Annotated in this window: 16 protein-coding genes; 3 read left to right on the forward strand and 13 right to left on the reverse strand. The window is 64.1% G+C overall.

Annotated elements, in window-relative coordinates; translation table 11 throughout:
* Positions 1 to 9: 9 nt before the first annotated feature.
* The 8 genes from fabF to AWB78_RS16485 all read right to left on the reverse strand — a co-directional run bounded on the left by fabF (position 10) and on the right by AWB78_RS16485 (position 6,917).
* Positions 10 to 1,248, reverse strand: coding sequence for a beta-ketoacyl-ACP synthase II (fabF, locus tag AWB78_RS16450; protein ID WP_062606029.1), 1,239 nt, complete (start codon positions 1,246 to 1,248; stop codon positions 10 to 12).
* Positions 1,249 to 1,391: 143 nt separating this feature from the next.
* Positions 1,392 to 1,631, reverse strand: a complete 240-nt coding sequence (acpP, locus tag AWB78_RS16455) for an acyl carrier protein (protein WP_004197638.1) — start codon at positions 1,629 to 1,631, stop codon at positions 1,392 to 1,394.
* A 250-nt stretch (positions 1,632 to 1,881) separates the two neighbouring features.
* The gene (fabG, locus tag AWB78_RS16460; protein WP_062606031.1) at positions 1,882 to 2,622 is read right to left on the reverse strand and encodes a 3-oxoacyl-ACP reductase FabG; all 741 of its coding nucleotides are present in this window, start codon (positions 2,620 to 2,622) and stop codon (positions 1,882 to 1,884) included.
* A 21-nt stretch (positions 2,623 to 2,643) separates the two neighbouring features.
* Positions 2,644 to 3,576, reverse strand: a complete 933-nt coding sequence (fabD, locus tag AWB78_RS16465) for an ACP S-malonyltransferase (RefSeq protein WP_062606033.1) — start codon at positions 3,574 to 3,576, stop codon at positions 2,644 to 2,646.
* A gap of 119 nt (positions 3,577 to 3,695) precedes the next feature.
* Positions 3,696 to 4,685 carry a beta-ketoacyl-ACP synthase III gene (locus AWB78_RS16470; RefSeq protein ID WP_062606035.1) on the reverse strand — a complete coding sequence of 330 codons (990 nt, stop codon included), beginning with the start codon at positions 4,683 to 4,685 and terminating at the stop codon, positions 3,696 to 3,698.
* Positions 4,685 to 5,857 carry a phosphate acyltransferase PlsX gene (gene plsX / locus AWB78_RS16475; RefSeq protein ID WP_062606037.1) on the reverse strand — a complete coding sequence of 391 codons (1,173 nt, stop codon included), beginning with the start codon at positions 5,855 to 5,857 and terminating at the stop codon, positions 4,685 to 4,687. The genes AWB78_RS16470 and plsX overlap by 1 nt, the downstream gene beginning before the upstream one ends.
* 138 nt (positions 5,858 to 5,995) lie before the next feature.
* Positions 5,996 to 6,175: a 50S ribosomal protein L32 gene (rpmF, locus tag AWB78_RS16480; protein WP_014191965.1), complete on the reverse strand. Its 180-nt coding sequence runs from the start codon at positions 6,173 to 6,175 to the stop codon at positions 5,996 to 5,998.
* A 118-nt stretch (positions 6,176 to 6,293) separates the two neighbouring features.
* Positions 6,294 to 6,917, reverse strand: coding sequence for a YceD family protein (locus tag AWB78_RS16485; RefSeq protein ID WP_062606039.1), 624 nt, complete (start codon positions 6,915 to 6,917; stop codon positions 6,294 to 6,296).
* Between the two features lie 316 nt (positions 6,918 to 7,233).
* Here AWB78_RS16485 and AWB78_RS16490 point away from each other — a divergent pair, with 316 nt between their 5' ends.
* Complete coding sequence (locus AWB78_RS16490; RefSeq protein WP_062606041.1) at positions 7,234 to 7,857, forward strand: Maf-like protein; 624 nt, start codon at positions 7,234 to 7,236, stop codon at positions 7,855 to 7,857.
* Positions 7,854 to 8,573 (forward strand): SAM-dependent methyltransferase, encoded by a 720-nt coding sequence (locus AWB78_RS16495; RefSeq protein ID WP_062606043.1) that lies wholly within the window; start codon positions 7,854 to 7,856, stop codon positions 8,571 to 8,573. The genes AWB78_RS16490 and AWB78_RS16495 overlap by 4 nt, the downstream gene beginning before the upstream one ends.
* Before the next feature lie 3 nt (positions 8,574 to 8,576).
* Here the strand turns inward: AWB78_RS16495 and AWB78_RS16500 are convergent, their stop codons facing one another.
* The 4 genes from AWB78_RS16500 to AWB78_RS16515 are packed head-to-tail and all read right to left on the reverse strand — an operon-like array spanning position 8,577 to position 11,504.
* Positions 8,577 to 9,539: a S49 family peptidase gene (locus tag AWB78_RS16500; protein ID WP_062606046.1), complete on the reverse strand. Its 963-nt coding sequence runs from the start codon at positions 9,537 to 9,539 to the stop codon at positions 8,577 to 8,579.
* Positions 9,540 to 9,564: 25 nt separating this feature from the next.
* A complete protein-coding gene (locus AWB78_RS16505) occupies positions 9,565 to 9,951 on the reverse strand; it encodes a Rieske (2Fe-2S) protein (RefSeq protein WP_062606047.1) in 387 nt (128 codons plus the stop codon).
* Positions 9,948 to 10,607 carry an HAD-IA family hydrolase gene (locus AWB78_RS16510; protein ID WP_062606049.1) on the reverse strand — a complete coding sequence of 220 codons (660 nt, stop codon included), beginning with the start codon at positions 10,605 to 10,607 and terminating at the stop codon, positions 9,948 to 9,950. Before AWB78_RS16510 ends, AWB78_RS16505 begins: the two co-directional genes overlap by 4 nt.
* On the reverse strand, positions 10,608 to 11,504 hold the full coding sequence (locus AWB78_RS16515; protein WP_232477732.1) for an RluA family pseudouridine synthase: 897 nt from the start codon (positions 11,502 to 11,504) through the stop codon (positions 10,608 to 10,610). It abuts the gene before it with no gap.
* On the opposite strand from AWB78_RS16515, the gene AWB78_RS49315 reads away from it, so the two are divergent.
* Positions 11,469 to 11,597, forward strand: coding sequence for a hypothetical protein (locus AWB78_RS49315; RefSeq protein WP_269768938.1), 129 nt, complete (start codon positions 11,469 to 11,471; stop codon positions 11,595 to 11,597). The genes AWB78_RS16515 and AWB78_RS49315 overlap by 36 nt on opposite strands.
* A 1-nt stretch (position 11,598) precedes the next feature.
* Here AWB78_RS49315 and AWB78_RS46540 read toward each other — a convergent pair whose 3' ends face one another.
* Positions 11,599 to 12,033: a hypothetical protein gene (locus tag AWB78_RS46540; RefSeq protein ID WP_157697535.1), complete on the reverse strand. Its 435-nt coding sequence runs from the start codon at positions 12,031 to 12,033 to the stop codon at positions 11,599 to 11,601.
* Positions 12,034 to 12,473: the final 440 nt, after the last annotated feature.

Here is a 12,473-nt window from a genome sequence, read left to right on the forward strand (position 1 = left end):
GCGCCGTGCTCAGTGGCGCTTGAAGACGAGCGAGCCGTTCGTGCCGCCGAAGCCGAACGAGTTCTTCACCGCCACGTCGATCTTCATCTCCCGCGCAGTGTTCGCGCAGTAGTCCAGGTCGCATTGCGGGTCCTGATTGAAGATGTTGATGGTCGGCGGCGACACCTGATTGTGGATCGCCAGCACCGTGAACACCGATTCCAGGCCGCCCGCGCCGCCCAGCAGGTGGCCGGTCATCGACTTGGTGGAGTTCACGACGACGTTCTTCGCCGCATCGCCGAGGGCGCGCTTGATGCCGATGGTTTCCGCGATGTCGCCGAGCGGCGTCGAGGTGCCGTGCGCGTTCACGTAGTTCACCTGGTCGGCGTTGACCTGCGCGTTCTTCAGCGCGTTGACCATCGCGCGGCGGCCGCCGTCGCCGTCTTCGGGCGGTGCGGTCATGTGATACGCGTCGCCGCTCATGCCGTAGCCGAGCACTTCCGCGTAGATCTTCGCGCCGCGCTTCTTCGCATGCTCGTACTCTTCGAGCACCATCACGCCCGCGCCTTCGCCGAGCACGAAGCCGTCGCGGTCGGTGTCCCACGGACGGCTCGCTGTCGCGGGGTCATCGTTGCGCTGCGAGAGCGCGCGCGCCGCCGCGAAACCGCCGATGCCGAGCGGCGAAACCGTGGCTTCCGCGCCGCCCGCGATCATCACGTCGGCGTCGCCGTATTCGATGAGACGCGACGCCTCGCCGATGCAGTGCAGGCCGGTGGTGCAGGCCGTGACCATCGACAGGTTCGGGCCCTTCAGGCCGAAGCGGATCGACAGATGGCCGGAGATCATGTTGATGATCGATGCCGGCACGAAGAACGGCGAGATGCGGCGCGGACCGCGATTGAGCAGCTCGGTCTGCGTGACTTCGATCATCGGCAGGCCGCCGATGCCCGAGCCGACCACGACGCCCACGCGTTCCGAATTTTCATCGGTGATTTCGAGGCCGCTGTCCTGCATGGCCTGCACGCCCGCGGCGAAGCCGTAATGGATGAAGGTATCCATATGACGTGCTTCCTTGGCGGGCATGTAGTCTTCGATATTGAAGCCCTTCACCTCGCCCGCGAAACGCGTGGAAAAGTTCGTTGCGTCGAACTTCGTGATATTGGCGATGCCCGACTTGCCCGCGACCAGATTGGCCCAGCCGTCGGCAACAGTATTGCCGACAGGCGACACGAGCCCCAGGCCTGTAACAACAACTCGACGACGGCTCACGGTAACCCCTTATCCATAGAATGACGAAAAACAAAAGCCACAGCGGCCACAGGAAACCGCCCTGTGTGCCCTGTGGCTGTCAAATCGGTCTGCAGCGACGAAACATCAACTGATTGAGCGATGAGTCGCTGGCGCGTCCGGCCTTAGGCCTTGACGTTCGCGCGAGCGTAGTCGATCGCCTGCTGAACCGTGGTGATCTTTTCGGCCTCTTCATCGGGGATTTCCATGCCGAATTCGTCTTCCAGCGCCATCACGAGTTCGACCGTATCGAGCGAGTCAGCGCCCAGATCGTTCACGAACGAAGCTTCGTTCTTGATTTCGGCTTCCGCCACGCCCAGTTGTTCGGCGACGATCTTCTTCACGCGCTGTTCGATGTTGTCCATGCAGCCCTCCGAGGGGAAAAAAGTTCAAAAATACGAGTGCGCGCATTTTATCAGGTTTGGACCCGCAAAATACGGCGCGTCAGTTCCATGCTCCGCCGCCCGGTGCGCTTCATCAAGAGCGCTGCCGATTGCGGTGCATCGATTCTTCACTGTCGCGCTGAAGCGGTGCGCACGAAGCTCTTTTGAGCATTTTGCGCGCCCGTCCCGGCGCGGATATTAAGCGAAATTCGGCGAAATGCCTATTACGGCATTACATATACATGCCGCCGTTCACATGCAGCGTCGTGCCGGTGATATACCCGGCGAACGGCGATGCCAGGAACGCCACGGCATGCGCGATATCTTCGGGCGCGCCCAGGCGGCCGAGCGGGATCTGGGCAGTGAGCGCGGTGCGCTGCTCTTCGGGCAGAACCTTGGTCATGTCGGTGTCGATGAAGCCCGGCGCGATGCAGTTCACGGTGATGCCGCGGCTGCCGATTTCACGCGCGAGCGCGCGCGTCATCCCGGCGACGCCGGCCTTCGCGGCCGCGTAGTTCGCCTGACCCGGATTGCCCGACGAGCCCACCACCGACGTGATGTTGATGATGCGGCCGCCGCGCGCCTTCATCATCGGGCGCAGCACGGCGCGCGACAGGCGGAAGACCGCGCGCAGGTTCGTGTCGATGACGGCGTCGAACTCGTCGTCCTTCATGCGCATCGCGAGCTGGTCCTTCGTGATGCCCGCATTGTTCACGAGGATGTTCAAGCCGCCGAATTCCTTCACGATGCCGTCGATGAACGCATCGCCCGCGGCGGCGTCGTTGACGTTCAGCACCGCGCCGCGGCCCTTCGCGCCCGCTTGCTGCAACGCTTCGCCGATGCCGGCGGCGCCGCTTTCGCTGGTCGCCGTGCCAATGACGGTGGCGCCCTGCTTCGCGAGCTCGAGCGCGATCGCGCGCCCGATGCCGCGCGACGCGCCCGTGACGATTGCTACTTGATTTTCGAGGCTCATATTCAGTTCCTTAACCAACGATCACGCAGCGATCAGTTTGCGCGTTTCTTCGAGCGACGCCGGATCGAAGATCGAGCCGCCGACGAGATTGCCGTCGATGCGCTTCGTCAGACCCGCGAGCACCTTGCCCGGACCGCATTCGATGACGTGCGTGACGCCATCCTTCGCCATCGCCTGCACGCACTCGACCCAGCGCACCGGACCCGCGGCCTGACGCACCAGCGCATCCTTGATCGCGGCGGGATCGGAAACCACGGCGACGTCGACGTTATTGATCAGCGGAATCTGCGGCGCCTTGATCTCGACCTTGGCGAGATAGTCGCGCAATTGATCCGACGCGGGCTTCAGCAGCGACGAGTGGAACGGCGCGGACACCGGCAGCGGCAGCGCACGCTTCGCGCCCTTCGCCTTCGCCACTTCGCACGCCTTCTCGACCGCGGCCTTCGAACCGGCGATCACCACTTGCGCGGGCGCATTGAAGTTCACCGCTTCGACCACACCCGCCGACGAGGCTTCGGCGCACACGGCGCGCACCGTGTCGTCGTCGAGACCGAGGATCGCGGCCATGCCGCCTTCGCCCACCGGCACGGCGCTTTGCATCGCCTGCGCGCGAAAGCGCACGAGCGGCACGGCGTCGGCGAACGCGAGCGCACCCGCCGCGACGAGCGCGGTGTACTCACCGAGGCTGTGGCCCGCGACGAGCGCAGGCTTCAGACCCGTTTCCTTTTCCCACACGCGGTAGATCGCGTACGCCGCCGTCAGCATGACGGGCTGCGTGTTCGTCGTCAGGTTCAGCTCTTCCGCCGGACCTTCGGCGATCAGCTTGCCGAGGTCCTGGCCGAGCGCGTCGGAGGCCTGCTGCACGGTCTCGCGCACGATGGCGTGATCGGCGAATGCATTGAGCATGCCGATCGATTGCGAGCCCTGTCCGGGGAAAACGAACGCAAATTCCATATCGTCCTCGTTGATTGGAATGATCCGCATGTCCTCATGGACCGCGCGCTGGAGCAGCGCGCGGGGTCAGCGATGAAGAGGGATCAGTTACGAATAGGTAGAGGGATTTGATCAGCGAATCAGTAGCGGATGACCGACGCGCCCCACGTGAAGCCGCCGCCCACGCCTTCGATCAGCACGTTGTCGCCGCGCTTGATGCGGCCGTCGCGCACGGCGACGTCGAACGCGAGCGGAATCGATGCCGCCGACGTATTGCCGTGCTCGCCGACGGTGACCACCATGCGCTCGGGCGGCAGATGCAGCTTGCGCGCCGTGCTCTGCATGATGCGGATATTGGCCTGATGCGGAATCAGCCAGTCGATGTCTTCCGGCGTGAGCTTCGCCTTGTCGAGCGCTTCGAGCGCGACCTTTTCGAGCACGTTGACCGCGAGCTTGAACACCGCCTGGCCGTCCATGTGCAGGAATGCGCTGCCCTGAACCACGCCGCCGTTCACGTTGCCCGGCGTGCAGAGAATGTCGGAGTAGCTGCCGTCCGCGTGCAGCGCGCTCGACAGCACGCCCGCCTCTTCGGATGCCTGCAGCACGACCGCGCCCGCGCCGTCGCCGAACAGCACGCAGGTGGTGCGGTCGTTGAAATCGAGGATGCGCGAGAAGGTCTCCGCGCCGACGACGAGCGCCGTGCGGTTCAGGCCGCTGCGAATGAAGCTGTCGGCGGTCGCGACGCCGTAGGCGAAGCCCGAGCACACGGCCTGCACGTCGAAGGCGGCACCGTTGTTCTTGATGCCGAGCTTGTTCTGCAGCAGGCACGCCGTGCTCGGAAACACGAAGTCAGGTGTCGAAGTCGCGACGATGATCAGATCGATCGATTGCGGATCGACGCCCGCCGCTTCGATGGCCTTCTGCGATGCGATGAGCGCGAGCTCGCTCGTGGTTTGATCGGGAGCCGCGAAGTGACGCGCATGAATGCCGGTGCGCGCGACGATCCATTCGTCACTCGTCTCGACGCCCTGCTTCGCGAGACGGTCCGCCAAGTCCTGATTCGTGACGCGCTCGGACGGCAGGTAGCTGCCGGTGCCCAGCACGCGAGAGTAAAGATTGGATTGAGCCATTATGCCTTCGAATGTAGCGCCGTACCGGACTCGTCCGGCGGGTTCGGCTGCGAGTTGGGCGATGAAGCGGGCGATGAAGCGGGCGGTGAAGCGGCCTGCTGGATCGATTGATCCGCGGCAGCCGACGCATCGGCCGCGGGAGCGTTCGCCTCGGCCTCGCGCGCGGCGGGCGCATTTTCTTCCATCGCGCGCACCAGGCGTTCGAGCACGCCATTTTTGACGGCATCATACCCGCGTTTGATAGCCCACTCAAACCCGAAGGCCTCGGCCGAGCCGTGGCTCTTGATGACGAGTCCGCGCAGTCCGAGCAACGCCGCGCCGTTGTATTGCGCGGGATCGACACGCTTCTTGAAACGCTTGAGCACGGGCAGCGCGACGAGCGCCATCAGCTTCGAAGCGAAGTTGCGGCTGAACTCTTCCTTGATGATGTCGGCGAGCATCTTCGCGAGACCTTCGGAAGTCTTCAGCGCGACATTGCCGACGAAGCCGTCGCACACGACGACGTCCGTCGTGCCTTTATAGATGTCGTTGCCTTCCACGTTGCCGTAGAAGTTGAGCGTGCTCGCGCGCAGGAGCTCGCCCGCGCGCTTGATCGTTTCGTTGCCCTTGATGACTTCTTCGCCGATGTTGAGCAGGCCGATGGTGGGCCGCTCGCGGCCTTCGATCGCCGATACGAGCGCGTGGCCCATCTCGGCGAACTGCAGGAGATGCTCCGGCTCGCAATCGACGTTGGCGCCGAGGTCGAGCACGGTGGTGTAGCCCTTCTGACTCGGCATCGCGAACGCGATGGCGGGACGCTCGATGCCGGCGAGCGTCTTCAGCACATAGCGCGACACCGCCATGAGCGCGCCGGTATTGCCGGCGGAAATGCAGGTCTGCGCCTCGCCGTCCTTCACGAGGTTGAGCGCGACGCGCATCGACGAATCTTTTTTCTTGCGCAGCGCGACCTCGACCGGGTCGTCCATCGCGACGATTTCGCTTGCGGGAACGACGCTCAGGCGGGACTCGTCGAGCGCCTTGCACTTCTTGAGCTGGGCGCGGATGGCCTGCTCGATACCGACGAGCATCAGGTGCGCGTCGGGATGCGAGCGCACGAAATTGACGGCAGCGGGAACGGTCACGGCCGGACCGTGGTCGCCTCCCATGCAGTCGATGGTTATCTTTACAGTCATGGAACGCGACGAATTTCGGGCACAAAAAAGCGGCAGTGAAATGCCGCCTTCTCGTCGTACCGGGAAAGTGTCAAGAGCAAGCTGCGCCCGCGTGACCGCGAAACGGTTCCGACAAGCGCATCAAGCGTCGATGAACGCTTAGTCGTTCTTCGTCTTGACGACTTTCTTGCCACGATAGTAGCCGTTCGGGCTCACGTGGTGACGCAGATGCACTTCGCCCGTGCTCGGCTCGACGGCCAGCGGAGCGCCCGTCAGGAAGTCGTGGGAACGGTGCATGCCGCGCTTCGACGGCGACTTCTTGTTTTGCTGAACTGCCATGATTACTCCAGAAAAATTTTGCGAATTCTAACACAGCCCGATCCGCCGACAGCCCTCGGCCGTTCGGCCATCGGGTGCGCACATCGCGCTACCGTTTGTTGCGTGCTACAAAATCATTTCAGTGCTTCTTGCCGCCGGGGCCGCCCTGTTTGAGCTTCTCCAACGCGGCAAACGGATTCGGCTTTTCTTCCTGTTCCGCTGCACCGCTTTCATCCGACTCGTCGTCCGCATCGCCCGGAAGCAAGCTTTCGTGGACCTCGGGACACACGTTGTGCTTCGGCACGAGCGGCAAGGACAGCAACAGTTCCTCTTCGATCAAGTCGACGAGATCGAACTGGCGCGAACCCACGATCACTTCGACTTCATCGTCGTCGAGCGGAAATTCGTCCGCCTCTTCCTCCGTCGCCACGATCCGATAGGTTGCATCGACATCGAGATGCTGCGAATACGGCTGAAGACAGCGCTGGCACGTGAGCCACACCGAACCGTGCACCGCGAGGCGCAGATAAGGCTGCGGCGCTTCCGTGCCGTCGTCCTGCAGTTCCGGCTGGGTCGAACCCTCGCCCTGCCACGTGAACGCGACGTCGCCATCTGGCGCATCTGCCGGTACTTCGGCTAACATGCGCGGCATCTGCGACATACGCAGCGCGCCGGCCGCCTGCCTGCCGCTCTTGGCGAAATCGTAAATGTCGAGCGCGCGCGGATCGGCGGGGCTCACAGGTTTGCCAGGATTCTGAGTCATGTGCGCTCCTGCTTGGCCTTGCTTGGTTAGTGCTTCCGGTGGGTGAGCGTTCAGTATGCACCGCGGCGCCGTATACAGCAGGCGTGGCTTGCCCGAATTTGCATCGAGCCGGCATTCGTGCTTCGTGACGTGCTTCATGACGCATTGGGCGCCTGCAAGCCGCTGCCACCGGGTCATCGGCGTTGCATAGAGAGCTCCTGCTACGCACGTACCGATGAAAAGCCCAAAATCATATCGGCTTTATTCTTTCGAGTCAAATACTTAAGGGCTTGCCCGCCGCCTGTCGTTTTTACACTCATTTTTGCTGATTCGCTTTATGTCCGAAGCCTCAAAAAAGCCGCCGCGCCTGGTTCTGGCGTCGAGTTCACCTTATCGGCGCGAATTGCTCGAACGCCTGCGCATTCCGTTCGATGCCCTCTCGCCCGACATCGACGAGACGCCGCTCGCCGGCGAAACGCCCGAAGCGACGGCCGTGCGGCTGTCGATCGCCAAGGCGCGCGCCACGGCAGCGCGCATCGACGCTGACGCCGGAGCCGGCGTGCTCGTGATCGGCTCCGACCAGGTCGCGACCTTCGACGGCAAGCAGATCGGCAAGCCCGGCACGCACGAAAAAGCCTTCGCGCAGCTTCAGGCGATGCGTGGCCGCAGCGTCGAGTTCCATAGTGCGCTGTGTCTGTTCGACAGCCGCACCGGCGAAGCGCAATCCGCCGATATCGTCACGCGCGTGCGCTTTCGCCACTACTCGGATGCGCAGATCGAGGCTTATCTGCGCGCCGAGACGCCTTACGACTGCGCCGGCAGCGCGAAGGCGGAAGGTTTGGGCATCGCGCTCCTGGAAGCGATCGAATCCGACGATCCGACGGCGCTCATCGGCTTGCCGCTGATCGCGCTGACGGGCATGCTCGCGCACGCCGGGTATCCGGTTCTGGGGGCAGCATGAGCGGCATTCTCTATCTGATCCCGAATACGCTCGGCGAAGGCGACTCCGCCGCGCTCGCACACGTTCTCCCCGAGCCGGTGCGCGCGCAGGCCGCCGCGCTCGCGTACTACATCGGCGAAAACGCGAAGACGACGCGCGCGTTCCTGAAAAAGGTGGGCACGGAACGGCCGATCCAGGAAATCGAGGTGCGCGAACTGAACGTCAACACGCCGCCCGCCGACATCGACAAGCTGCTCGCGCCGATTCTCGCCGGCACCGACGCAGGTCTCGTCTCCGAAGCCGGCTGTCCCGCCGTGGCCGATCCGGGCGCCCTGCTCGTGCGGCGCGCGCATCAGCGCGGCGTGAAAGTGGTGCCGTTCGTCGGTCCGAGCTCGATTCTGCTCGCGCTGATGGCCTCGGGCATGAACGGCCAGAGCTTCGCGTTCAACGGTTATTTGCCGGTGGACGCCGGCGAGCGCGGCAAGCGACTTCGCGAACTGGAGCAACTGTCGCGCAAAGCCAATCAGACGCAGATTTTCATCGAGACGCCCTATCGCAACCGGGCGATGCTCGACACGCTGATCGCCACGTGCGCGCCGTCGACGCTGATCTGTGTCGCGGTGGATCTGACGCTGCCGGCGGAAACCATCGTCACGCGCACCGCGGCGGACTGGAAGAAGCAGGCCGCGCCGGACCTGCACAAGCGCCCGGCGATCTTCCTGCTGCTGGCGTCGTAAGGATCAGCGCAACTGGAGCTTGCCGCCGAGCGTGAGCGCGCGCACGGCGGCATCGCCGACCGACGCGCCGAAGCGCTTCACCACGCGCTCGCTGATGCTCTCCTTCTGCGTGTAATCGACGATCTCCGGCTGCTTGATGATCTCGCGCGCGACGTAACTGGCGTCGCCGAAGCCATCGGCGAGACCGAGCTCGACGCTCTTCGCGCCCGTCCAGAACATGCCGGAGAAGAGCTCCGGATCATCCTTCAGACGTTTGCCGCGCCCGAGCTTCACCGCGTCGATGAACTGTGTGTGGATCTGATCGAGCATTTCCTGCGCATGCGCGGTCATCTGCGGCGTTTCGGGCGAGAACGGGTCGAATGCGCCCTTGTTCGCGCCCGACGTGTGCATCCGGCGCTGGATGCCGAGCTTGTCCATCAGGCCGGTGAAGCCGAAGCCGTCCATCAGCACGCCGATCGAGCCGACGATGCTCGCGCGATCGACGTAAATCTTGTCCGCCGCCGCCGCGACGTAATAACCGCCCGACGCGCACATGTCGTCGACGACGACGTAAAGCGGCGTCTTCGGATACTTCACGCGCAGCCGCCGGATTTCGCCGTTGATGATGCCCGCCTGCACCGGACTGCCGCCCGGACTATTGATGCGCAGAATCACGCCCGCCGTGTTCTCGTCCTCGAACGCGCTTTGCAGCGCGGCGTCGATGTTGTCCGCGCTCGCATCGCTGTTCGCGGAGATTTCGCCCTGGAGGTCGATCAGCGCGGTGTGCTTGCCCGCCTTCGCGACGCGATCGCCGGTGAAATCGAATACGCCCCACACGATCAGCGCGATCACGCCGAGGAACAGAAAGCGGAAGAAAATGCGCCAGCGCCGCGCGGCACGCTGCTCGCGAACGGCGGCCATGGCGATGCGTTCGAGCGCCTTGCGCTCCCAGTTGTCGTCGCCGCGTGGCGGAAAGTTGTCGGACATGCGTGGTCAGTGGTGTGAAGAGGGATCAGGCGGGGCGCAACGCTTCGTCGGGCAGCCAGAAGATCGCGCGGCCTTCCGGCGCGTCGCGCTCCTCGACCTTCACCGGCCGCAGCCGCGCGCCGCGGCACGGACCGCCGACGCATTTGCCGGTGTCGGGCTCGTAGATCGCCCCGTGCGTCGCGCACATCAAGTATAGGCCCGAGCTTTCGAAGAACTGACCCTCGTTCCAGTCGAGTTCCATCGGCACGTGCGCGCAGCGGTTCAGATAGCCGTACGGCCGGCCGTCGTAGCGCACGAAGAAGACGACCGCATCGCCGCTCGCCTCCGTCGCGCCGATGCGCACGCCCGCGCCGCCGTCGACGAGTTCATCGGCCGCGCATACCCGGACCGCGTCCTGCAGCGGCTCGCTCATGCGTGCTCCCGCAGCCAGCCGGCGAGCGATGCGACGCTGTCCGCGCAGAACTTCGGCTGCAGCGCCGCCAGCGAATCCGCCGGATGCGCGCCGTAGCCCACGCCGATGCCCGCCGCGCCCGCATTGATCGCCATCTGCAGGTCGTGGGTCGTGTCGCCGACCATTACCGTGCGCGCGAGATCCTGGCCGAGTTCGCGCGTGAGTTCATGGAGCATCGCCGGATGGGGCTTCGAGAAGGTTTCGTCGGCGCAGCGCGTGCCGTCGAAGAGGCTCGTGAGCCGCGACTGGTCCAGCGCGCGATTCAGCCCGACGCGGCTCTTGCCTGTGGCCACGGCGAGGAAATAGCCGAGATCGCGCAACTCCTGAAGCAGCTCGCGCACGCCGCCGAAGAGCTCGGTGTGCTGGCCCATCGTCAGGAAATGGAAGCGATAGCGCTCCGCGAGGCGCGGGTAATCGGACGGATCGAGCGTCGGCGCGCAGATCTGCAGCGCGTCCTTCAGGCCCAGCCCGATCACATAGCTCGCCGATTCGTCGGCCGGCACCGGCAGACCCAGATCACGGCACGCAGCCTGAATGCTGCGCGTGATATGGACGGTCGAATCCATCAGCGTGCCGTCCCAGTCGAAAACGATCAGATCGAATTGCTGCCGCGCCATTTATTCTGTCTCTCGGGTTTTCAGTTGCTCGATGAAACGCTTGCATTCGACGGGCAGCGGCGCTTCGAGTTGCAGCGGCGCACCCGTCGCCGGATGCGTGATCTTCAGCCGGTACGCGTGCAAAAACATGCGTTTCAGCGACGGTTTCGCGCTCGGACGCGCGAGTTCCTTGTTCAGCGCGAAGTCGCCGTACTTGGCGTCGCCCGCGATGGGCAGGCCGATGCTCGCCATATGCACGCGGATCTGGTGCGTGCGGCCGGTTTTCAGCTCCGCCTCGACCCACGCGTAGTCCTGCCAGCGCTCGATCAGATTGAAGACCGTATGCGACGGCAGCCCGTTTTCCTGGATGCGCACGCGCCGCTCGCCGTCCGCCGCGACATATTTGTGCAGCGGCGCCTTCACGACGCGCCGGCGGCCCCAATCGGCGAGCCAGTCGCCGTGCCCGACCGCGTAGTAGCGCTTGTCGACGCGATTCTCGCGGATCTGCTCATGCAGATCGACGAGCGCCGCACGCTTCTTGGCGAGCATCAGCACGCCCGAAGTCTCGCGATCCAGCCGATGCACCAGTTCCAGGAATTTCGCGTGAGGGCGCGCATTGCGCAACTGCTCGATCACGCCGAACGCGACGCCGCTGCCACCATGCACCGCGACGCCGGACGGTTTGTCGATGACGATCAGATGGTCGTCCTCGAAGAGAATCGGAAACTCGGCGGCGGGCGCGTTCGACGACACCGGCGCCTCGTCCTGACGGGCGATGCGGATGGGCGGCACGCGCACGAGATCGCCCAACTCGAGCCGGTACGCGGCATCGATGCGGCCCTTGTTCACGCGCACTTCGCCGCTCCGGAGGATCCGGTAAATATGGCTTTTTGGCACGCCCTTGCAGACGCGCAGCAAAAAATTGTCGATCCGCTGACCGGCGGCAGTCTCATCGACTTCGATCATCGACACCTGTTCGCTTGCGACCTGTTTATGGGATGTTTTGCCTAACTCATTCATTCTGAATATAATTTGCGAACAGCCTGAAAAGGTCGACGCTTAGGATCAAGCAACGGCCAAGATTGATCAGACTGTATAGGTGCAAGCGATAAACCGTTATTTTACTTGCGCCCACGGTCGGTTGCTCACCCGGAAAATCGAGAGCAACGAGTTGCACGCACGGCGATATCACCGGCAGGGACGGAGCCCACAGGCGCGTTCGGTCGAGTCGATCGCCGGTCGGTAACGGATTTTTGGTCAAAAAGAATTTTATCGGCGAGAAGCGACGGCGTCCGGCCATCAACCGGATGCCCGCCTGGATCGGCCCTGCCATCGAGCGGGAGAAAAAGGCAAATCGACGCTCGCCGGTTTTGCGAACAACTGACGGCGACACCGCTGCTGCGCTGATTTCTGCGAAGCGCGACGACGCCGCAATGAGGCGAGACACACGGCCGCGAGCCGACGGGAGCAATCGAGCCCGCGGCCGCGCCGGCGCGGCATGGCAGCGAAGAGGATCGGTCACGAAGCATCGCGCCGGTTTGCGCGAGACCGCTCTTCCCCGCCGCCGCCGTTGGGAGGATTCAGGCTCTTTGCAAGAGCGCGGGCCGGTTCGGCGCGTCCATTTTGAGACGCGCGAGCCGCCGCGCCGCCGTTCATCCTCGCCACGAGCCGCGCGGCTCCGAGGCGTCTCTCAGTTGCTTCGCATGGGCCCCACGGCGCGGCCGCCCTGTTTCGGGCCTGCGCCTGCATTCGGCAATTCTCCCGCCAGAAGTCCCGCTCCAGCGTGCTTTGTGACAACACACAAAAAGCGTGGCACGCCCACCTTCCCGCTTCGCGCGCGTGATCTACCGGTCACCGACGCCGATTCGCTCGATGAAGGAAGGCGGA

Origin of the sequence: Caballeronia calidae (assembly GCF_900044055.2) — a bacterium.
GTDB classification, from domain to species: domain Bacteria; phylum Pseudomonadota; class Gammaproteobacteria; order Burkholderiales; family Burkholderiaceae; genus Caballeronia; species Caballeronia calidae.

Excerpts from the sequence above, each read along its gene's own strand:
- plsX (WP_062606037.1), bottom strand. The coding sequence starts at position 5,857 with ATGACTGTAAAGATAACCATCGACTGCATGGGAGGCGACCACGGTCCG.
- AWB78_RS16485 (WP_062606039.1), bottom strand. The coding sequence starts at position 6,917 with ATGACTCAGAATCCTGGCAAACCTGTGAGCCCCGCCGATCCGCGCGCG.
- AWB78_RS16505 (WP_062606047.1), bottom strand. The coding sequence starts at position 9,951 with ATGAGCGAGCCGCTGCAGGACGCGGTCCGGGTATGCGCGGCCGATGAA.
- rpmF (WP_014191965.1), bottom strand. The coding sequence starts at position 6,175 with ATGGCAGTTCAGCAAAACAAGAAGTCGCCGTCGAAGCGCGGCATGCAC.
- AWB78_RS16490 (WP_062606041.1), top strand. The coding sequence starts at position 7,234 with ATGTCCGAAGCCTCAAAAAAGCCGCCGCGCCTGGTTCTGGCGTCGAGT.
- fabG (WP_062606031.1), bottom strand. The coding sequence starts at position 2,622 with ATGAGCCTCGAAAATCAAGTAGCAATCGTCACGGGCGCGTCGCGCGGC.
- AWB78_RS16470 (WP_062606035.1), bottom strand. The coding sequence starts at position 4,685 with ATGGCTCAATCCAATCTTTACTCTCGCGTGCTGGGCACCGGCAGCTAC.
- acpP (WP_004197638.1), bottom strand. The coding sequence starts at position 1,631 with ATGGACAACATCGAACAGCGCGTGAAGAAGATCGTCGCCGAACAACTG.
- AWB78_RS49315 (WP_269768938.1), top strand. The coding sequence starts at position 11,469 with ATGGCTTTTTGGCACGCCCTTGCAGACGCGCAGCAAAAAATTGTCGAT.
- AWB78_RS16495 (WP_062606043.1), top strand. The coding sequence starts at position 7,854 with ATGAGCGGCATTCTCTATCTGATCCCGAATACGCTCGGCGAAGGCGAC.
- AWB78_RS16510 (WP_062606049.1), bottom strand. The coding sequence starts at position 10,607 with ATGGCGCGGCAGCAATTCGATCTGATCGTTTTCGACTGGGACGGCACG.
- AWB78_RS16500 (WP_062606046.1), bottom strand. The coding sequence starts at position 9,539 with ATGTCCGACAACTTTCCGCCACGCGGCGACGACAACTGGGAGCGCAAG.
- fabD (WP_062606033.1), bottom strand. The coding sequence starts at position 3,576 with ATGGAATTTGCGTTCGTTTTCCCCGGACAGGGCTCGCAATCGATCGGC.